The following is a 20,277-nucleotide window of genomic DNA, read 5'->3' as shown; positions in this document are numbered from 1 at the left end:
CGGGAGGGATCGCCAAAACGGTTTACGGGGAGGGAGACGGGGGGCTGCTTCCGCCCGGTTGGTTCTCCTCCGGGATGTGGCGGCTGACCTCGGCCGTCGTCAGACCCAGACCACCCAGCTCGATCTCGTCCCAGGCCTGGAGACGGCGACTGTCGCGGTCGAAGTACAGGATCGACGTCTCGATCGGGTCCGGGTACTTGCCCTCGATCGCCCGCAGGCCGCTCCCGCCCGTCGACCCCTCCGTGCGCAGGCGCGTCCCCCGCTCCAGGACCTCCATCTCGTCGTGGTGCAGATGGCCCGCCAGGACCAGCGGCACCTCGCCGTCGACCTCGCGCGCCGCCGACGGCTCATGAGCGATCGCCACGTCCACCGGGGATCCCGCCGCCCGCTGGTCGCGCAGGGCCGAGGCGAGGCGGGCGCCGGCCAGCTCCTGGGAGGCCTCGGCGCCGATCTTGTTCGTGCGGTCGGGGGTGAACTGCGGATCGCCGATCCCGGCGAAGCGCAGGCCGGCCACGGTCCGGGACCGGCCCTCGTCCAGGACGTGCACGTTGTCGAGGTCCTCCAGGTACCGCTGGGTGATCATCGAGTCGTGGTTGCCCCGCACCCACACGTACGGCGCCCCCAGGTCCTCGATCGGGTCCAGGAAGGCGTTCTCCGCCGCCGTACCGTGATCCATCGTGTCGCCGGAGTCGACGATCACATCGACCTGGTACTGCTCCACCAGCGAGGCGATGATCTTCCAGCTCGCCGGGTTGAGGTGGATGTCCGAGACGTGCAGGACCCGGATCGTCGTCGGGTCGGGCTGGTAGACCGGCAGCGTGGACGTGGCGTCGTAGAGCTTCGTCACGTTCGTCACCAGCCGCGCCAACTCCTTCTGGTAGACGTCGAATTCGGTGACGATGCTGCGCGCGTCGCCGACCAGGGAGGGCGCGGAGGACAGCAGGCCGGAGAACTTCGGTTCCAGGACGGAGTTCGGGTTCCAGGTCGCCGCGGCGGTGCCGCCGGAGGCCGCCAGCAGGGTCAGCGCCAGGCCGCCCGCCCCCAGCGCGCGCCGGGGGCGCCGGTAGACGGCGAGACCGAGTGCCGTCGCCCCGGCGACGACGGCGACGCAGGAGCGTACGGCGAGGTCGAGGGTGCCGTCGGCGACGTCCCGGGCGACCTCCTCCTGGAGGCCGGAGAGGCGCTCGGGATGGTCGACGAGGGCCTGGGCGCGCTCGGGGTCCAGCTGGTCGACGTTCACGTCGAGGCGGACCGGCGCGACATGGCTGTCCAGCTCGAGCGCCCCGAGCGGGGAGACGTTGATCTTCGTGCCGCCGCTGACCGACGGGCGCAGGGTCATGGTGGTGTTCATGGGGCCGACGGACACGCGCACGTTGCCCACGATCAGCAGGCCGAGCCAGGCGCCGAGCAGGACGACGGTGATCAGGCCGAGGGCGCGGCTCCACGGGTGCGGCTGCGGGACGAGCTGGATCGTGCAGGGCGCCTGGCGGGCGCGGTAGTGGCGGGCCAGGGCGCGCGGGGCCCTTCGTATCCGGTGGTTGACGGTCAGGACTGCGGAGGGGACGCGGGCCATTGGTCCCGTATGCCCAAGTGCGCGGGCGGATATGCCGGGTGCGGGCGGCTCTCGTCCGGCCGTTGCGTGCCGGACAATGGGCCTGTGCTGGAGATGACGCGCGAGGAGTTCGAGGAACTGGTCGCCGAGGCGCTCGACCGGATCCCGCCGGAGCTGACGCGGCTCATGGACAACGTGGCGGTGTTCGTCGAGGACGAGCCGCCCGCCGACGATCCCGAGCTGCTCGGGCTGTACGAGGGGACGCCACTGACGGATCGGGGCGAGTGGTACGCGGGTGTCCTGCCGGACCGGATCACGATCTACCGGGGGCCGACGCTGCGGATGTGCGAGTCGCGGGAGGACGTCGTCGCGGAGACCGAGGTGACGGTGGTGCACGAGATCGCGCATCACTTCGGGATCGACGACGCGCGGCTGCACGCACTCGGGTACGGGTGAGCCCCGGCTGATACAGGTCGCGTGTCCTCTTGTGGGCGGCGGGAGTTGGGCAGGTTGACTCCTTCACCCTCCACCGGAGGTGGCTGCCCGTGCGCCCCTTGCCCGTACCCGTCCGTCTGGCCGCCACGGTCATGGCCGCCGCCGCAGCAGCCGGTTGTATGAGCGTGGGGGACGACGGTCCCGACGGGGGCGCGAAGCCGTCGCACTCCGCCGGGCGGCACGGCGGGGAGCCGCCGGACGGGGGATCGGCGGTGTCCGGCGGCGGCTCGGGGTACGGGGCCGCGGCGGCGGACGGCAAGCGCGGGAAGGGCGCCAAGAAGAAGGACCGGAAGGGCGGCAGGAAGAAGGACGGGGAGTCGGCGTCCCCGTCGGCCTCCGAGTCTGCCCGGCCCAGCGACGGCCCCGCGGCGCCCGGGAAGCCGGGGAAGACCGAGAAGCCGGGGGAGCAGCCCGAGCCGACGAAGGTCCCGCCGACCCCGACCCGCCCTGCGGACCCCACTCCCACCCCGACCCCGCCCGAGCCCACGGTCACGCCCGAGCCGACGGTCGCCGAACCGTCCTCCTCGGCCCATGGGGAGGCGGAGCCGCAGATGTTCCAGCGGGAGCCGGCGCCGGAGGCGGGGGCTCCGGTGTGACCTACGTCTAACCGATCCGGTTTGCCTTCACCGGGGCAGGGTGCGTATGGTGGTAGATCGTTTGATCCCATTTGCCCGGCGCCAACGCAGAGCGCGCCGTGTGGCGCGTACTCTCCCTTGCCGTGGCTGACCGCATCGAGGCGGTCTTATTGCGAAATCACGGAGTTGACGGGCGCGTGCCGACGAGACTCCGGAAGGTTTCGCATACGCATGTCCATTTCCAGTACTGATCACGTCGTCGTGTCCGAGAACGACGAGACCAACGACGAGACCAGCACCCCCGAGGTCACCTTCGCGGACCTCGGCCTCCCCGAGACCGTCGTGCGCAAGCTCGCGCAGAACGGTGTCACGACCCCCTTCCCGATCCAGGCCGCGACCATCCCGGACGCCCTGGCCGGCAAGGACATCCTGGGCCGCGGTCGCACCGGCTCCGGCAAGACCCTCTCCTTCGGTCTGCCGACCCTCGCCCGCCTCTCGGGCGGTCGTACCGAGAAGCACCGCCCGCGCGCGGTCATCCTCACCCCGACCCGTGAGCTCGCGATGCAGGTCGCGGACGCGCTCCAGCCCTACGGCGACCAGCTCGGCCTGAAGATGAAGGTCGTCTGCGGCGGTACGTCCATGGGCAACCAGATCTACGCCCTCGAGCGCGGTGTCGACGTGCTGGTGGCCACCCCGGGCCGCCTGCGCGACATCATCAACCGCGGCGCCTGCTCCCTGGAGGACGTCCAGGTCGCCGTCCTCGACGAGGCCGACCAGATGTCCGACCTGGGCTTCCTGCCCGAGGTCACCGAGCTGCTGGACCAGGTTCCGGCGGGCGGTCAGCGGATGCTGTTCTCCGCGACGATGGAGAACGAGATCAAGACCCTCGTCGACCGGTACCTGAACGACCCGGTCTCGCACGAGGTCGACGCCGCCCAGGGCGCCGTCACGACCATGTCGCACCACATCCTGATCGTGAAGCCCAAGGACAAGGCGCCGGTCACGGCCGCGATCGCCTCCCGCAAGGGCCGCACCATCATCTTCGTCCGCACCCAGCTCGGCGCCGACCGTGTCGCCGAGCAGCTGCGCGACTCCGGCGTGAAGGCCGACGCGCTGCACGGCGGTATGACCCAGGGCGCGCGGACCCGGACGCTGGCCGACTTCAAGGACGGTTACGTCAACGTCCTGGTCGCCACTGACGTCGCCGCCCGCGGTATCCACGTCGACGGCATCGACCTCGTCCTGAACGTGGACCCGGCCGGTGACCACAAGGACTACCTGCACCGCTCGGGCCGTACCGCCCGGGCCGGCCGCAGCGGCACCGTCGTCTCGCTGTCCCTGCCGCACCAGCGCCGCCAGATCTTCCGGCTGATGGAGGACGCGGGCGTCGACGCCTCGCGCCACATCATCCAGGGCGGTGCCGCCTTCGACCCGGAGGTCGCCGAGATCACCGGCGCCCGTTCGATGACCGAGGTGCAGGCCGAGTCCGCGGGCAACGCCGCGCAGCAGGCCGAGCGCGAGGTCTCCCACCTCACCAAGCAGCTGGAGCGGGCGCAGCGGCGCGCGACCGAGCTGCGCGAGGAGGCCGACCGACTGGTCGCCCGGGTCGCCCGCGAGCGTGGCGAGGACCCGGAGGCCGCGGTGGCCGAGGCGCAGGCGGCGGTGGCCGAGGCCGCGGCCGAGATCGCCGTACCGGAGCAGCCGGAGGCGCGGGACGTCGAGAAGGCCGAGCGTGCCGAGTCCGCGTCGTCGTACGAGCGTCGTGAGCGCCGGGACGGGGACCGTGGTGGGTTCCGTCGGGACAACGACCGTGGTGGCCGTTCCTTCGAGCGTCGTGACGGCGACCGTGGCGGTTTCCGCCGGGACGACCGTGGTGGCCGTTCCTTCGAGCGTCGTGACGGCGACCGTGGCGGTTTCCGCCGGGACGACCGCGGTGAGCGTTCCTTCGAGCGTCGCGACAACGACCGTGGTGGGTTCCGCCGGGACAACGACCGTGGTGGCCGTTCCTTCGAGCGTCGTGACGGCGACCGTGGCGGCTTCCGCCGGGACGACCGCGGTGAGCGTTCCTTCGAGCGCCGGGACAACGACCGTGGTGGCTTCCGCCGGGACAACGACCGCGGTGGCTTCCGCCGGGACGACCGTCGTGACGACCGCGGTGGCCACCGCGGCAGCGACCGTCCGTTCAACCGCGACCGCCAGGGCGACCGCCCCGGCTTCCGCTCCGGCGGCCACGAGCGCCCCTACGGCCGCCGTGACGACCACCGCGGCGGCGGCTCCTTCGGCCGCCGCGAGGACAAGCCGCGCTGGAAGCGCAACGGCTGAGCCTGAGCTCTGAACCCTTGAGGCCCGCACGATTTCGGTCGTGCGGGCCTCTGTTTTTTAGCCAACCGTGACGCATGTCACAGCCCGGCGAAGGGAATCGCTGGGTACATGACAGATGACGCCAGAGCGAGCGGGCCCAGTGACGAAGAGCGGTTGGCCCAGCTCGGCTATACGCAGGTGCTGGCCCGGCGGATGTCGGCGTTCTCCAACTACGCGGTCTCCTTCACGATCATCTCGGTGCTGTCGGGCTGTCTGACGCTGTATCTGTTCGGCATGAACACCGGCGGGCCCGCGGTGATCACCTGGGGCTGGGTGGCCGTGGGGCTGATGACGCTGTTCGTGGGGCTCGCGATGGCCGAGATCTGCTCGGCCTATCCGACCTCCGCGGGCCTGTACTTCTGGGCCCACCGGCTGGCGCCGCCCCGGACCGAGGCGGCCTGGGCCTGGTTCACGGGCTGGTTCAACGTGCTGGGGCAGGTCGCGGTGACCGCGGGCATCGACTTCGGCGCCGCGTCCTTCCTGGGCGCGTATCTGAACCTGGAGTTCGGCTTCGAGGTGACGCCCGGCCGGACGATCCTGCTCTTCGCCGCGATCCTGGTCCTGCACGGTCTGCTGAACACCTTCGGCGTGCGGATCGTCGCGCTGCTGAACAGCGTCAGCGTGTGGTGGCACGTGCTGGGGGTCGCGGTCATCGTCGGCGCCCTGACCTTCGTACCGGACGAGCACCGGTCCGCGTCCTTCGTCTTCGGCGAGTTCGTCAACAACACAGGCTGGGGAAGCAGCCTGTACGTCGTCCTGATCGGCCTGCTCATGGCCCAGTACACCTTCACCGGGTACGACGCCTCCGCGCACATGACGGAGGAGACCCACGACGCCTCGACGGCCGGCCCGAAGGGGATCGTCCAGTCCATCTGGACGTCGTGGATCGCGGGGTTCGTGCTGCTGCTGGGCTTCACCTTCGCGATCCAGTCGTACGAGGGAGCCCTCACCTCCCCGACCGGCGCGCCGCCCGCCCAGATCCTGCTCGACGCGCTGGGCGCCACCGCGGGCAAGCTGCTGCTCCTGGTGGTGATCGGGGCGCAGTTGTTCTGCGGGATGGCCTCGGTGACCGCCAACAGCCGCATGATCTACGCCTTCTCGCGCGACGGCGCCCTGCCGTTCTCGCACGTCTGGCACACGGTGAGCCCGCGCACGCGGACGCCCGTGGCGGCGGTGTGGCTGGCCGCGCTGGGCGCTCTGGTGCTGGGGCTGCCGTATCTGATCAATGTCACGGCCTACGCCGCGGTGACCTCGATCGCGGTGATCGGCCTCTACATCGCCTACGTCATCCCGACCCTGCTGCGGCTGCGCAAGGGCGAGGCCTTCGAGCGGGGGCCCTGGCACCTGGGGCGCTGGTCGAGGGTGATCGGAGTCGTGGCGGTGGCGTGGGTCGGGGTCATCACGGTGCTGTTCATGCTGCCGCAGGTCTCCCCGGTCACCGCCGAGACCTTCAACTACGCCCCGGTCGCCGTCCTGGTGGTCCTCGGCTTCGCCGCGACCTGGTGGCTGGTGTCGGCGCGGCACTGGTTCCTGAACGCCGATCACGAACGTACGAAGGCCCGCGAGGCGGCGCGCGCCGGCTCCCCCGAACCGGTCGATCCGTAACCCTTCACCCACCGGACGCGGCCGTGTGCCGATACCCGATCGGAGACAGGGCCGCGTCCGGCTATGCTCGTGGGGGCAACATCGCCTGGGCCCTTAGCTCAATTGGCAGAGCAGTGGACTTTTAATCCATTGGTTGTGGGTTCGAGTCCCACAGGGCCTACCACCGAGCCCCGGTCCGGATCTCTTCCGGGCCGGGGCTCGTGGCGTCGGTGGGTCAGGGTGCCGCCGTCTCCAGGTCCTCCAGGGAGTCGTCGAGGCTTGCTTCGAGGTCCTCGAGGGAGTCCCCGACCTGTTCGCCGACGACCTCGCGGGCGATCTTCTCGATCTCCTTGTCGCTGAGGCCCTCGCAGGAGCCGGGGCGCTCGCCCTCCTTGCCGCTCTCCATCTGCTTGACCAGCGCCTCCTTGCAGGCGGCCGGGTCGGCGCTGTCGTCGCCGCTGCCGCAGGCGGTGAGGCCGCCGAGGGCGATGAGTGCGGCTACGACGGCTGTGCGGGTCTTCATGGTCCCCCCAGGGTTCTTGATCGCTGAGGGTGCATCATGCGGGACTCCGAGGGCGCGTGGGGGTGTCGTGTCCATGCTGTGACACGGCTGAGGCAGAGCCGGGGCACAGGCGGGCGCACGGCCGCCGGGACCGAACCGGGTCGACTCAGAAAGAGGGGATCGCCTGGGCGAGGGCCGCCACCGCCGCCGCCAGCGGGGCCACCGGTTCGGCGATGGCCGCCAGCCGGTCCAGGGCCCGGCGGACGACCCCGGGTTCGGGGGCGCTGTCGGCCAGTTCCTCCCGCAGCCGGCGGAGTTCCGCCCGGGGCGGTTCCTGGTCGGGGAGGTGCTCGTCCAGAAGGCGTTCCACCTGGGACAGCTGGTGGTGGATCTGGGTTCGCTGGTCCGCGGTGAGCGACTGGAAGGAGACCTGGCCCGCGATCGCCCGGGCGCCCGGGCCCACGGCCTGGTTGGCCACCTGACTCTGGCCGCCGAACTGCTGCACGCCGAAGTTCGCGCTCTCGGGGGGCTGCTGGGTCATCTCGTCCTCCTTGGTGCGGGGCCGTGGCCGTGGCTATTGCGGGGCCGCGGCCGTGGCCGTCCTGGCGGTGGCCTGGGCGCCCTGCCCGACGGCCTGGTTGCCCACGACGCTGACCCCGCCGGTCTGGAGCACACCGTGGTTGAGGATCGTCTGCGTCTGGGTGCGGAAGTCGGTGGTGTCCACCCCGTGCTCGTCCAGGAAGTCCCTTACGGCGGCCAGGGCGTGCCGGTCCAGGGCGGCGAACGCCCGCTCGGCGTCGACGCGTTGGAAGTGGTCGAGGTACTCGGCGCTCATGGCGTGCTCGCGGATGCTCATCCGGGCCCCGCGGTCGAAGGCGGGGTCCGTCTGCGCGGCCGCCTGCTCCCGGCGTCTGCGGCGCGGCGCGCGCCACTCGCGCAGGGCGTCGCCGAGCACGGCCCGGGGCGCCCCGAACAGGGCGGTGCCGCTGTCGCGCAGCGCCGACAGCAGCAGGCCCGCCCGGTGCGCGGGGGTGAGACGCGAGGGCAGCAGGTCGACCCGGCGCAGATCGGGGCGGAGCGGGGTGAGGACGTGGCGGTCGCAGTGCAGGTGCAGGGTGCGGCCCACGACCGCGATGTGCAGCAGCTGACTGGGCACCACCGCCCCGCCCCACAGCGGCAGATGGGCGGCCAGACAGTGCCGGGGCGTGCCCTGCGGGTCCAGCGCGATCTCGCGTACGACGGGGTCGGAGAGCCGGGTCGCGGGGGCCTTCAGGAAGGCGGGCAGCAGGCGCGCGTCGCCCGCGATCCGGGTGCCGCTGACGAAGACCCGGTCCTCCACCTCCAGCGTCGCGAGGCTCGGGCCGCCGTCCAGCGGGGGCCGGGTGGCGGCCTCCCGCAGCCGGATCCGCAGTCGCTCCACCACCGCCCAGGTGTCGAAGGCGGTGAGCGGGCCGCCGGGTTGCGCGGGGAGCAGCGGCAGCGACAGGGCCCACTGGGAGTTGTGGACGCCCTGGCCGACGAAGGGGGAGAAGCCGCTGTAGACGGTCACGTTGCCGGACTGCGCCTCGGCCACGGCCCGCACCCCCGCCTTCGCCCACGCCTCGCCGGGCTTGGGAGCCGCCGCGGGGTCGAAGGTCTCGCGCCGCAGGTTCTCCCGCAGCCGCCGGTCCACGTCCAGCTCCCCGCGGGCCATGATCCAGAAGCCCCATGTCCCGCCGCCGATCACCGCCAGCAGCGGCGGGATGCCCATCGCGTACGCGCCGCACAGCCAGCTCAGCCAGCCAGGCAGCGGCAGCGCGGACAGGAACAGGCCGAGCAGGAACCCGGCGAGCAGCAGGGCGACGAGCGTGGCCACGAGCCGGCGTACGGCCGCCGCCGAGTCCACCGGTTCCCGTCCGCGCACCGCCCGTCCCGGGGCCCTGGAGGCGGCGGCCAGCGCCTTGAAGGCGAAGTGGCCGTAGATCAGCCACAGCGGGCCGAACAGGGCGATCAGCACGTTGAGCGCGGCGAGCCGCTGGTCGCGGTCCCGGTGCAGCCGCCGGGCCGCCAGGCTGTGCCGGACGACCGGCACCAGGTCGACGCCGGGCGAGGGGGCTACCGCGCCGAGTTCGTCGCGCAGGACGTCCTCGACGACCCTGCGGCTGAACTCGGGGTCGGTGTAGGCGGCCGCGCACAGGTGGCGGGTGGTGTCGGCCGGGGCGGCGGAGCCCACGACACCACCGGGGGTCCGAGGGGCGGAGGGTGCCATGGTGCTGCTCCGTTCGCGGATACGGGACATGGCTGCGCGGGTACCGGTCCCGCCGTACACGAGTGCCAGGGCCAGGCCCAGCAGCACGCCGAAGACGAGGCCGTCCACGAGGAAGTTGACGATGACCGCGTTCGTGGGCGAGCCGAAGAACAGCAAGGACTCCTCGCCGTCGGCCTTCACGACGGCCCAGGACGCCACCGCCGCGAGGAGCGAGAGGAGCAGGCCCGCGCCGAAGGCGGCCAGCCACCGCAGACCCCGGGAGGCCGGGCTCCGGGTGAGCAGCCGGGGCGCCAGCAGGGCGCCGGCGAGCAGGACGATCAGGGCGGTGTCGCCCGCGAGATAGAGGGGCTCGGCGAACCCCTCGGAACTGGGCGACAGATCCCACATGGGGACGTACAGCGAGCGGTGGACCAGGCTCCCCAGGGGGGTGTCCGGCTGGAACTCGTTCAGTGGATCGCGCAACCACGGGCTGCCGAGCAGCACCAGGCCTCCGCATACCAGGGCGGATCTTCGCCCCGCACGTAATAACCGCCCCACGGCAACCCCCCAGTCACAGCCCGGCCGCAGCACTGTACGGAGTCGAACGGCTGCGCACCAGCACTCCGGGAGCCATTTCGGGGGTGGCTTCAGCCCGCCGTGCGCTCCGTCAACTCGCCGAGCGGCAGCGTGTGTTGGGTCTGGAGGACCTTGGCGCGCAGATAGCGGACGTTGTGCGGGGTGGTGAAGACGCCGGTGGGGACACGGTCGCGGACGTCGATGCCGAGCTCGCGCAACTGGGCCGCCTTGTCCGGGTTGTTGGAGAGCAGGTCGAGCTCGTCGATGCCGAGGGCGCTCAGCATCTGGGCGGCGGCCGTGTAGTCGCGGGCGTCCTCGGGCAGGCCGAGGGCGGCGTTGGCGGCGTAGGTGTCGAGGCCCTGGTCCTGGAGGGCGTACGCGTCGAGCTTGTTGTAGAGGCCGATGCCGCGGCCCTCCTGGCGGAGGTAGAGCAGCACGCCGCCGCGCTCCGCGATGCGCTCGACCGCCTCGCGCAGCTGGGGGCCGCAGTCGCAGCGGGCCGAGCCGAGGACATCGCCGGTGAGGCACTCGGAGTGGAGCCGGACGAGCGGGACGGGTCCGGGGTCGCCGAGGACGACGGCCACGTGTTCCTGGCCGTCCGTGAGGCCGTGGAAGGTGACGAGGTCGGCGTCGACGCCGTAGCCGTCGTGGAAGCGCAGCGGTACGCGGACGCGGGAGCGCGGGGTGGCGGCGGGCAGGTCGGACATGCGGGTCTCCGGTCGTCGGAGGGCTTGCTGCTTCAGATTTGAAGCAGCTCCTCGAGACGGGACCCTAACTCATGCTTGAAGTTTGAAGCAACTGGATTGTGACCCGGATCGCGCCGGGGCGACGGCTCAGTCGCCCCCGCCGCAGCCGCCCGAGCGGCGCAGCCAGGGCATGTCCGTCGACTCCCCGCCCTGAAGCGCCCGGGTCACACCGCCGAAGATCTCCTCCAGCTGGCCGACCTGCTCCGGGGTGAGGTGATCGAAGAGGGCGGCCCGGACGGTGGCGACATGGCCGGGAGCGGTCCGCTCCAGCACGGTCATCCCCTCGTCGGTCAGCGCGGCGACACTTCCCCGCTTGTCCTGCGGACACCCCTCGCGCGCGACGAGCCCGTCCTTCTCCAGCCGGGTGACGGCGTACGTCAGTCTGCTCCGGGTGATCTTCAGCGTCCGGGCGAGATCGGTCATCCGCAGCCGGCGCTCCGGTGACTCGGAGAGGTTGGCGAGGATCGAGTAGTACAGATGCGGCATGCCGGCGTCATGCTGGAGCTGCCGGTCGAGGGCGTCCTCCAGGAGATGGGTGGCGCCGATGTACGCGCGCCAGGCGCGCTGCTCCTCGGGGGTGAGCCAGCGGGTCGTCATACGGCCAGTGTAGGTTTGCTTCAAACTTGAACCAAGCCCCCGAGGTCTCCGTAGGAGCGCCGATGCCTCTGCCTTACGTCCTCCTCTCGGCCGCCGTCTCCCTCGACGGCTACCTGGACGACACCGGCCCCGAGCGGCTGCTGCTCTCCAGCCCCGCCGACTTCGACCGCGTCGACGAGGTACGGGCCTCCGTCGACGCGATCCTGATCGGCGCGGGCACGATCCGGGCCGACAACCCGCGGTTGCTGGTCAACTCCCCGCAGCGGCGCGCGGCGCGGGTCGCCGCGGGGCGGCCCGAGTACCCGCTGAAGGTGGCGGTCAGCGGGAGCGGCGAGCTGGATCCGGCGGCGAGGTTCTGGCACACGGGCGGCGCCAAGGTCGTCTATACGACGGAGAAGGGCGCCGAGCGGGCCCGCGCGGCCGCGCTCGCGGCGGACGTGGTCGCCCTGGGCGCGGACCTGGACTGGCCCCGACTGCTCGAGGACCTGTATGCCCGGGGCGTACGGCGGCTGATGGTCGAGGGCGGCGGCCGGATCCACACCCAGCTCCTCCAGGAGGGCCTGGCGGACGAACTGCAGCTGGTCGTGGCGCCGCTGTTCGTGGGCGACGCGTCCGCGCCCCGCCTCTTCGGGCCCGGCGGATACCAGTCCGGCCGGCTGCGCCTCGTGGAGTCCCGTCGTATCGAGGACGTGGTGCTGATGCGCTACGAGCCCACGGCACCCGGCCAGGGCACGCGGGCGACCGCCGCCGACCACCACTGGCTGCGGCTCGCCTGCGAACTGGCGCAGCTGTGCCCGCCGTCGCGGACCGCGTTCAGCGTGGGGGCGGTGGTGGTGGCCGCCGACGGCACGGAACTCGCGCGCGGGCACTCCCGGGAGGGGGACGACCCGGTGGTCCACGCGGAGGAGGCGGCGCTGGCGAAGATCGACCCGGCGGATCCGCGGCTGCCGTCCGCCACCGTCTACAGCAGCCTGGAGCCGTGCGCCCGGCGGGCCTCCCGTCCGGTGCCCTGTGCGCGGCTGATCCTGGCGGCGGGGGTGCGCAGGGTGGTCACGGCCTGGCGGGAGCCCGACACCTTCGTGACGGACGCGGACGGGACCGGGCTGCTGGCTGCGGCCGGGGCGGACGTGGTGGTGCTGCCGGAGCACGAGGGCCGGGCGATGGCACCGAACCGACATCTGCCGGCCTGACCCCGGCGGCTACGCAGGTTGGCCCAACACGGACTGCGCCCCACCCCCGGCTGGGCCACGCTGCCCACATGAGGTCAGTTCGAAGGCGTACCGCCGCGCTTGTGCTCGTCGCCCTCCTCGTCAGCGCCTGCGGTGCGGCCGGGGCCGGTGAGCGCGGCAAGGCCAGGGCGCTGCCTCCCGACGCCGGGTTCACCCACCCCGGCGTGCTCGTCAGCGCGGCCCAGCTGGCCGCCGTACGACAGAACGTCACCGCCGGGAAGCAGCCGTGGCTGAAGGCGTACCTGGGGATGCGGGACAGCAAGTACGGGGCGTACAGGTACCGGGCCCGGCCGCGCGCCGACGTGCACTGTCCCGCCGGGAAGAAGGCCGGCCGGGGATGTGCTCAGGAGCGGCAGGACGCCATCGCCGCCTACACGCAGGCCCTGTTGTTCACCGTCACCGGCAAGCCGAGGCACGCCCTCAAGGCCAGGGAGATCATGGACGCCTGGTCGGCGACGCTGAAGCGGCACACCGGGGAGGACGCCGGGCTGCAGGCGGGGTGGACCGGATCCACATGGGCCCGGGCCGCCGAGATCGTCCGGTACAGCCCCGGGTCGGGCTGGCCGCCGGACCGCGTGGCCCGCTTCGAGCGCATGCTGCGCACCGCCCACCTGCCCCAGGTCACCCAGAAGGTCCCGGACGTCAACGGCGACCGGGACCTCGTCACCACCGACGCCGCCATCTCCATCGCCGTCTTCCTCGACGACCACGCGACCTTCGACCACGCCCTCGCCCGCTACCGCGACCGCGTACCCGCCTACTTCTACCTGGAGAAGGACGGCCGCCTCCCGCTCACCCCGGCCGGGTCCGGCATGAACACCCCGCAGCGGCTGGCGTCGTACTGGTTCGACCAGACGACGTACCGGACGGGCCTCACCCAGGAGACCTGCCGCGACTTCGCGCATGTCGGCCGCTCCCTCGCCGCCACCGCCCACATCGCCGAGACCGCCTGGCACCAGGGCGTCGATCTGTACGGAGAGGCCGAGGACCGGCTGACGGCCGCGATGGCACTGCACGCCCGCCACCAGCTGGGGGAGCCGGCGCCGGGGTGGCTGTGCGGGGGCGAGGTCGAGCGGACCCTCGGGCCCGATCTCGAGGTCGCCCTCAACCATCTGGAGGACCGGCGCGGCGGCTCCGTCCCGGCCGCCCGCAGGCTCGCCGAGAAGACCCGCCCGGCCGGTACCGACAACCTCTTCGTGGCCTGGGAGACCCTGACCCACGCCGGGAACCCCGCCGCGTGAACAAACGTGTGTGCTTCGTGTCCCGCGGATGACGTACACTGGTTTCACCGACGCGGGGTGGAGCAGCTCGGTAGCTCGCTGGGCTCATAACCCAGAGGTCGCAGGTTCAAATCCTGTCCCCGCTACTGAAGGCCGAGGGCCGGAACTCGTTCAACGAGTTCCGGCCCTCAGTCGTTTCCGCGTGGGTGTCATGGCCGTTCGCGGTCCGTTCCGTGTGTGTTCCCGGTCTCATCCACTCGGCCCACCCCGATCGCCCCCCGCCCCCGCTCCGGGAAACCTGGAGGGACGGCGGACGTGGTGGGAGGCGGCGGTGCGGATCTCAGGGGTGGCGAACGCACGGCGCGTCCCGCCCGCACGCACTTTCGTCCGGCTGCTCCCGGCGCTGCTCATCGCGGGCGGAGTCCTGTACGACTTCGTCACTCCCCGCGGCTACACCCCGGTCCCCTTCTTCACCGCCGCGCCGCTGGTCGCCGCGCCGTTCTTCAGTCTCCTCGGCACCGTCGTCACCGGGATCGGGGCCCTGATAGCCACCTACGGCGTCCATGTCCGCTTCGGCTTCGGCCTCGACGCGGACACGGTCACCGAGGTGCTCACCGTCGTCACGGTCGCCGTCCTGGCCACCGGGCTCAATCTCGTCGTGCGCCAGGGCCATCTGCGGCTCGCCTCGCAGCGCGAGATCGCCGAGGCCACCCAGCGCGCCGTCCTGCCCCTGCCCATGGAGCGGCTCGGCGGGTACGAGATCGCCGCCCGCTACGAGGCGGCGCAGGCCGACGCGTTCATCGGCGGCGATCTGTACGCGGTGCAGGACAGCACCTATGGCGTCCGGCTCGTCGTCGGTGACGTGCGCGGCAAGGGGATGGGGGCGGTCGCGGCCGTCGCCGTCGTCATCGGGGCGTTCCGCGAGGCCGCCGAGCAGGAGCCGACCCTGGAGGCGGTCGCGCAGCGGCTGGAGCGGGCGCTGAACCGGGAGGGCTCCCGGCGCGACGGGATCGACGCCGTCGAGGGGTTCACCACCGCCGTACTCGCCGAACTCCCGCACGGCGACGGGGGCGTACGGGTCGTCAACCGCGGTCATCCGCCACCGCTGCTGCTGTACCCCGACGGCACCGTGCGCCCGCTGCCCGCCCGGGAGCCCGCGCTGCCCCTGGGCATGAGCGAGCTGGGCAACTGGCCGGCCACAGCCGACGAGGTCCCCTTCCCGCCCGGCACCACCCTGCTGCTGCACACCGACGGACTGTCCGAGGCCCGGGACGCGCACGGCGCCTTCTACGACCCCGAGCTGCGGCTGGCCGGCCGCACCTTCGCCGATCCCGGCACGCTGATCCGGACCCTCGCCGAGGAGGTGCGCCGGCACAGCGGGGGAGGGATGGCGGACGACATGGCGCTGCTCGCCGTGCGACGGCCCTGACCGTCACCGGGGGTGACCGGACAGACGCCCTCCGCATAACAACTGACACACCGTCAGCACTACTGTGACACCTGAAGCGTGGCCAACTCGCCCGATTTGGCCCCCTGGTGACCCGAAAGTCCAGGCCGGAATCGTTAATGATCAAGAGGAACAGCTTGGAATCAGCGCCCCGGGTCTATTAACGTTCGATAACGCAGCGCGGTCGTCCCAGCCGTCACAAGAGTCGGCTCCGTGCGCACGCGCCGAATCCCGTAAGGGAACCGGGGAACCACCAACTTGGGGTGAATCGCTCGTATTTCGCCGGACATGAAACGGCGGATATACGCGCGTAGGAGACCTTCCTGCTCCGAACCCGTCAGCTAACCCGGTAGGCGAGAAGGAAGGAAAGGAGCACGCCCACGTGGCGTCAAACCGGCCTGGCCCTGAGGCCCCGTTCGTGCCGAGCCAGCGTGACACCGAGGCTTTCGGCTACGGCAGCCACCGCACCGACGAGGGCCCTTGGGAGGAGTGGAACCCCACCGCGGAGTCCATTCGCCCGGTACGCGGCCGGCACCGCGTCGCCAAGCAGCGCGGCGGACTCGCCCGCAGCTCCACGGTTCTCGGCGTCGGCGTCATAGCCGCCGTCGGCGCGGGCGGCATGGCCAGCGCGCAGTCCGGCAAGCCGCCGGTCGCGATCACCATGCCCGACCTGCCGCTGATCAACGACTCCGCGGACGAGGCTCCCGAGGCCGACACCACCCCGCTCAGCAACATCGGGGTCACCACCACCGGGACCGAGCAGGCCGCCGACGCCGGCGAGGCGCTGCGCGCCCGCATCATGGCCCAGGCCGAGCAGCAGCAGGACCAGGTCGACACCAAGGCCGCCGAGGCCGCCGCCGCTGCCGCCGAGAAGGCCGCCGCGGAAGCCGCCGCGAAGGCGGAGAAGGAGGCCGAGGCCAAGGCCCAGGCCGCCAAGGAGAAGGCGGAGGAGGAGGCCCGCGAGAAGGCCGAGGCCGAGCGGCTGGCCCAGCTCGCCAAGCAGTTCGCGCTGCCCACGTCCTCGTACACCCTCACCTCGACCTTCGGTCAGGCCGGGTCGCTGTGGTCCTCCGGCTACCACACCGGCCTCGACTTCGCCGCTCCCACAGGTACCCTCCTCAAGGCGGTCCACACCGGCACGATCACGGCGGCGGGCTGGGACGGCTCCTACGGCTACAAGACCGTGCTCACCCTGGAGGACGGCACCGAGATCTGGTACGCGCACCAGTCCTCGATCAGCGTCAGCGTCGGCCAGAAGGTCAACACCGGTGACGTCATCGGGCGCGTGGGCGCGACCGGCAACGTGACCGGCGCCCACCTGCACATGGAGGTCCACCCCGAGGGGTCCACCTCCGGCATCGACCCGCTGGCCTGGCTGCGCAGCAAGGGCCTCAACCCCTGATTCAGCCCCCCGTGTGATCCCCGGCGGTCCTGACGGCACATCCCCCCGACGTCAGGGCTGCCGGTTACGCATGTCTACGTGCGGTACGGGTTGTACCCCGGGTACGCGGGATAGGCCTGGTAGGTCGGCTGCGCCGGGTTTCCGTACACCCCGTGGACCGGCCACGGAGGCGGCAGCACCGGCACCGGCGGGGCGGTGACCCGGGCCGCGTGGTCCAGGGCGGGCCGCGCGATCTCCCGGCGCCGCCACAGTTCCCCCAGCAACTCCGCTTCCCGTACGACGAAGTCGGCGCCCGCGCGGCCCCGGCGGCCCCGGTGCCGCAGGAACGCCAGGGAGGTCGCGTACGCCTCGTAGTGCGCCACCTCCCGCGCCGCCCGCTTTCCGGCGTGACGGCGGGCGTACTGACGGGCCAGGCGCCGGGCCCGCATCGAGCTCAGCGCGAAGGGCTCGCCGGGGGTGAGCCAGCCGGCGACCGCGTAGGCGGGCAGCTCCTCGCGCACGGTGCGCAATTCGCGCTGGCGAGTCCAGATCACCAGCCAGGTCAGCAACCCGAACGCGGGCACCATGATCGCCGCGTACACCGCGAAGAAGCCGTACGGACCGAAGACCGACGAGCCGTTCCACATCGCGTGCAGGCCCATCGCGAGCAGCAGCCCGGACAGCGGAAGCAGCACGCGCCGCCAGCGCTGACGGTCGCCGGAGAGCGCGGCGACACCGAAGCCGATACCGGTGAGGACGGTGAAGAGGGGGTGCGCGAAGGGGGACATGACGATGCGCACGAAGAAGGTCGCGGCGGTGACGGAGGCGATGCCGCTGTCGCCGGTGAGCTGGTCGGTGCCGAAGGCGGTGCCCAGGTAGAGGATGTTCTCGGTGAACGCGAAGCCGGTGGCGGTGATCCCGGCTATCACCACCCCGTCGACGAGCCCGGTGAAGTCCCGCCGCCGGAAGAGGAAGACGAGCAGGACGGCGGCCGCCTTCGCGGACTCCTCCACGATCGGCGCTATGACGGTGGCCCCGAGGGTGTCCGCGCTGGACGGGTCCGCGGTGGCCGTGGCTATCCATCTGGTCGCGAAGCTGTTGGCGACGATCGCTATGAGCGCGGCCGCGCAGGCGCCCCAGGCGAAGGCGAAGAGCAGATTCCGCCAGGGGCCCGGCTCGACCCGGTCCAGCCAGCGGAAGGCGGCTATGAGCAGCGGCACCGGCAGGACGGCGAGCCCGAGGCCGACCAGGAACCCCTGGGTGCCGGTCTGTTCCCGCACGAGGGCGAGGATGACGAGACCGGAGAGGGCGAGCAGGGTGATCAGCGCGCCGTAACGCACCCATTTCCGCTGCCACCAGTGCGCGTGCCGCAGTGCGCCGCCGGGCGGACCGGTGGGGGGCGTCGGGTACGGGGGACAGGTGGCCACGGCATTGACCCTAACGAGGGAGGGGCGCTGCCCGCAGAGGGAGAGCGGTGGGCTCAGGCGCCGGTGGGGGGTTCGTCCGAGTGGGGCACGCGCTGGTCTGCGCGCTGCTGTACGCGACGGAAGAGCAGGTCGTTCACGACATGACCCTTGTCCAGTCCCTGGCCCTCGAAACGGGTCAGCGGCCGGAACTCGGGACGCGGCGCAAAACCGCCGTCGGCCTGCGTGTTCTCGAAGTCCGGATGGGCCGTCAGTACCTCGAGCATCTGCTCGGCGTACGGCTCCCAGTCGGTCGCGCAGTGCAGCAGCGCGCCGGGCCTGAGCCGGGTCGCGGCGAGGCTGAGGAACTCCGGCTGGATCAGCCGCCGCTTGTGGTGCCGCTTCTTGGGCCAGGGGTCCGGGAAGTAGACGCGGAGCCCGTCGAGCGCGTCCGGGGCGAGCATCTCGCGGAGCAGGATGATGGCGTCGCCGTTGCCGACGCGGATGTTGGACAGGCCGTGGTGGTCGGCGAGGTTGAGCAGATTGCCCTGGCCGGGGGTGTGCACGTCGACGGCGAGCACGTTGGTGTCGGGATCCGCGGCGGCCATCTGCGCGGTGGCCTCGCCCATCCCGAACCCGATCTCCAGCACGACGGGACGGTCGTTGCCGAACATCTCCGACAGGTCGATGACCCGCTGCCCGTCGATGTCGAGCCCCCACTTGGGCCACAGCCGCTGCAGCGCGTCCGCCTGCCCCGCGGTCACCCGGCTCCGCCGCGGCTGGAAACTCCGGATCCGCCGCTCGAAGTGCGACCCGGCCGGATCGGCCTGCGGCCCGTCCGGAAACCGCGGCTGTCCCTTGGCCCGGGTGTGCCGGACAGACACGCCAGGCGTGTGGCCGGGGGTGGGCTGGGGGGCTTCGGGGGTGGAGAGGGAGTCAGACACAGTGGGAACGATTCTACGACCGACGTGGCGGCGGGCAGTCGTGCTGTCGTACTTCTGTGGAGGCACCCCGTTGGCGCGGGCGGGCGACATCTGGTCGGTGCGGGCGGGCGACACCCCGTCGGCGCGGGTCGGCGAAGCCCACCCACCGATCCGCAAACCGCAACCCGCGGCTCCGCTCAGACCCCGCCCAGCACGGCCAGCGCCCGCCGAGCCACCTCTCTCCCGATCGGCAGCGAGGCCGTAGCCGCCGGAGACGGCGCGTTCAGCACATGCACCGCCCGCGACCCCTCCCGGATCAGGAAGTCGTCCACCAGCGTCCCGTCCCGCAGCACCGCCTGCGCCCGCACTCCCGCCGCCGCGGGCACCAGGTCCTCCGAGGTGACCGCCGGCAACAGCCTCCGCACCGCCGACACGAACGCGGCCTTCGACACCGACCGTCGCAGCTCCCCCGCCCCGTACCGCCAGTGCCGCCGCCCTATCGCCCACGCCCCCGGCCACCCCAGCGTCGCCCCCAGCTCCCGCGGCCGTACGACCCCCCAGCCGTACCCCTCCCGGGCCAGCGCCGGCACCGCGTTGGGCCCGATGTGCACCGCCCCGTCGATCCCCCGGGTCAGATGCACACCGAGGAAGGGAAACGCCGGATCCGGCACCGGATACACCAGCCCCCGCACCAGCGAAGGCCGCGCCAGCGTGTAGTACTCCCCCCGGAACGGCACGATCCGCATACCCGGCTCGTCCCCGGTCAGCCGGGCGATCTCGTCGCAGTGCAGCCCGGCGCAGTTCACCAGCACCCGGGCCCGCACGACGTCACCCGAGGACGTCCGCACGGCCACCCCCAGCTCCGGCCGCCGATCCACCCGTACGACCTGGGCGCCGAACCGGATCTCCGCCCCGGACGCCTCCGCCAGCCGTCGCGCGACCCCCACGAAGTCGCAGATCCCGGTGGTCCCGACCTGTATCGCCGCCAGGCCCCGCACCTCGGGCTCGTACTCCGCGATCTGCGCGGCCCCCAGCTCCCGCACCGGAATGCCGTTCTCCCGCCCGCGCTGCACCAGCGCGTGCAGTCTCGGCAGCTCCGCCCGCTCGGTGGCGACGATCAGCTTGCCGGTGACCGCGTGATCGATGTCGTACTCCGCGCAGAACTTGACCATCTCCGCGGCACCGCGCACCGCGTACCGCGCCTTCAGCGAGTCGGGCCGGTAGTAGATCCCGCTGTGGATCACTCCGCTGTTGCGCCCGGTCTGGTGCCGGGCGGGCCCGGTCTCCTTCTCCAGCACGGTGACGCGGGTACCCGGCGCGGCGCGCGTGATCGCGTACGCCGTGGACAGCCCGACGATCCCGGCGCCGATCACGAGCACATCGCAGTCGTAGACGATCCCCGGCCGCACCCGCACCACCTCCCGCCTTCGATAGTGCACTGCGCCACTGACAATGCCTT

The 20,277-nt window shown here is 72.0% G+C and carries 17 protein-coding genes, 2 tRNA genes and 1 riboswitch; of the genes, 10 read left to right on the top strand and 9 right to left on the bottom strand.

Annotation, left to right across the window (positions count from 1 at the left end; translation table 11 throughout):
- Positions 1-22: 22 nt before the first annotated feature.
- Positions 23-1,573: a metallophosphoesterase family protein gene (locus ACWDRW_RS00135; protein ID WP_451717779.1), complete on the bottom strand. Its 1,551-nt coding sequence runs from the start codon at positions 1,571-1,573 to the stop codon at positions 23-25.
- Between the two features lie 84 nt (positions 1,574-1,657).
- Between ACWDRW_RS00135 and ACWDRW_RS00130 the strand changes: the two genes are divergently transcribed.
- The 5 genes from ACWDRW_RS00130 (at position 1,658) to ACWDRW_RS00110 (ending at position 6,751) form a co-directional block, all read left to right on the top strand.
- Positions 1,658-2,008, top strand: a complete 351-nt coding sequence (locus ACWDRW_RS00130) for a metallopeptidase family protein (RefSeq protein ID WP_009327618.1) — start codon at positions 1,658-1,660, stop codon at positions 2,006-2,008.
- An 89-nt stretch (positions 2,009-2,097) separates the two neighbouring features.
- Positions 2,098-2,643: a hypothetical protein gene (locus ACWDRW_RS00125; RefSeq protein ID WP_451717776.1), complete on the top strand. Its 546-nt coding sequence runs from the start codon at positions 2,098-2,100 to the stop codon at positions 2,641-2,643.
- A gap of 210 nt (positions 2,644-2,853) precedes the next feature.
- Positions 2,854-4,944 (top strand): DEAD/DEAH box helicase, encoded by a 2,091-nt coding sequence (locus ACWDRW_RS00120; RefSeq protein WP_451717773.1) that lies wholly within the window; start codon positions 2,854-2,856, stop codon positions 4,942-4,944.
- A 108-nt stretch (positions 4,945-5,052) separates the two neighbouring features.
- The gene (locus ACWDRW_RS00115) at positions 5,053-6,588 is read left to right on the top strand and encodes an amino acid permease (RefSeq protein WP_451717771.1); all 1,536 of its coding nucleotides are present in this window, start codon (positions 5,053-5,055) and stop codon (positions 6,586-6,588) included.
- A gap of 87 nt (positions 6,589-6,675) precedes the next feature.
- A tRNA-Lys gene (locus ACWDRW_RS00110) sits at positions 6,676-6,751 on the top strand.
- Between the two features lie 51 nt (positions 6,752-6,802).
- Here the strand turns inward: ACWDRW_RS00110 and ACWDRW_RS00105 are convergent.
- The 5 genes from ACWDRW_RS00105 to ACWDRW_RS00085 all read right to left on the bottom strand — a co-directional run bounded on the left by ACWDRW_RS00105 (position 6,803) and on the right by ACWDRW_RS00085 (position 11,215).
- Complete coding sequence (locus tag ACWDRW_RS00105; RefSeq protein ID WP_451717768.1) at positions 6,803-7,090, bottom strand: hypothetical protein; 288 nt, start codon at positions 7,088-7,090, stop codon at positions 6,803-6,805.
- A 145-nt stretch (positions 7,091-7,235) separates the two neighbouring features.
- On the bottom strand, positions 7,236-7,610 hold the full coding sequence (locus ACWDRW_RS00100; protein ID WP_451717765.1) for a hypothetical protein: 375 nt from the start codon (positions 7,608-7,610) through the stop codon (positions 7,236-7,238).
- 33 nt (positions 7,611-7,643) lie between these two features.
- Positions 7,644-9,800 (bottom strand): hypothetical protein, encoded by a 2,157-nt coding sequence (locus tag ACWDRW_RS00095; protein ID WP_451717763.1) that lies wholly within the window; start codon positions 9,798-9,800, stop codon positions 7,644-7,646.
- Between the two features lie 143 nt (positions 9,801-9,943).
- Entirely contained in the window at positions 9,944-10,579 is a 636-nt protein-coding gene (locus ACWDRW_RS00090) for a GTP cyclohydrolase II (RefSeq protein WP_451717760.1), read from the bottom strand.
- Positions 10,580-10,705: 126 nt separating this feature from the next.
- Positions 10,706-11,215 (bottom strand): MarR family winged helix-turn-helix transcriptional regulator, encoded by a 510-nt coding sequence (locus ACWDRW_RS00085; protein ID WP_451717757.1) that lies wholly within the window; start codon positions 11,213-11,215, stop codon positions 10,706-10,708.
- Positions 11,216-11,277: 62 nt separating this feature from the next.
- On the opposite strand from ACWDRW_RS00085, the gene ACWDRW_RS00080 reads away from it, so the two are divergent.
- The 5 genes from ACWDRW_RS00080 to ACWDRW_RS00060 all read left to right on the top strand — a co-directional run bounded on the left by ACWDRW_RS00080 (position 11,278) and on the right by ACWDRW_RS00060 (position 16,513).
- A complete protein-coding gene (locus ACWDRW_RS00080) occupies positions 11,278-12,405 on the top strand; it encodes a dihydrofolate reductase family protein (protein ID WP_451717755.1) in 1,128 nt (375 codons plus the stop codon).
- Between the two features lie 68 nt (positions 12,406-12,473).
- On the top strand, positions 12,474-13,685 hold the full coding sequence (locus ACWDRW_RS00075) for an alginate lyase family protein (protein ID WP_451717752.1): 1,212 nt from the start codon (positions 12,474-12,476) through the stop codon (positions 13,683-13,685).
- Positions 13,686-13,736: 51 nt separating this feature from the next.
- Positions 13,737-13,810, top strand: a tRNA-Met gene (locus ACWDRW_RS00070).
- A gap of 200 nt (positions 13,811-14,010) precedes the next feature.
- Complete coding sequence (locus tag ACWDRW_RS00065) at positions 14,011-15,093, top strand: PP2C family protein-serine/threonine phosphatase (protein ID WP_451717749.1); 1,083 nt, start codon at positions 14,011-14,013, stop codon at positions 15,091-15,093.
- A gap of 230 nt (positions 15,094-15,323) precedes the next feature.
- A riboswitch (cyclic di-AMP (ydaO/yuaA leader) is annotated at positions 15,324-15,482 on the top strand.
- Between the two features lie 11 nt (positions 15,483-15,493).
- Complete coding sequence (locus ACWDRW_RS00060) at positions 15,494-16,513, top strand: M23 family metallopeptidase (protein ID WP_451717747.1); 1,020 nt, start codon at positions 15,494-15,496, stop codon at positions 16,511-16,513.
- A 74-nt stretch (positions 16,514-16,587) separates the two neighbouring features.
- Here the strand turns inward: ACWDRW_RS00060 and ACWDRW_RS00055 are convergent, their stop codons facing one another.
- The 3 genes from ACWDRW_RS00055 to lhgO all read right to left on the bottom strand — a co-directional run bounded on the left by ACWDRW_RS00055 (position 16,588) and on the right by lhgO (position 20,257).
- Positions 16,588-17,919, bottom strand: coding sequence for a PrsW family intramembrane metalloprotease (locus ACWDRW_RS00055; protein ID WP_451717744.1), 1,332 nt, complete (start codon positions 17,917-17,919; stop codon positions 16,588-16,590).
- A gap of 53 nt (positions 17,920-17,972) precedes the next feature.
- Positions 17,973-18,839, bottom strand: a complete 867-nt coding sequence (trmB, locus tag ACWDRW_RS00050; protein ID WP_451717742.1) for a tRNA (guanosine(46)-N7)-methyltransferase TrmB — start codon at positions 18,837-18,839, stop codon at positions 17,973-17,975.
- 176 nt (positions 18,840-19,015) lie between these two features.
- The gene (gene lhgO / locus ACWDRW_RS00045; protein ID WP_451717739.1) at positions 19,016-20,257 is read right to left on the bottom strand and encodes an L-2-hydroxyglutarate oxidase; all 1,242 of its coding nucleotides are present in this window, start codon (positions 20,255-20,257) and stop codon (positions 19,016-19,018) included.
- Positions 20,258-20,277: the final 20 nt, after the last annotated feature.

This window comes from Streptomyces sp. NPDC003635 (assembly GCF_053587635.1).
Note: the sequence above shows the minus strand (reverse complement) of the source record. Positions and strands in the feature narration are given on the sequence as shown.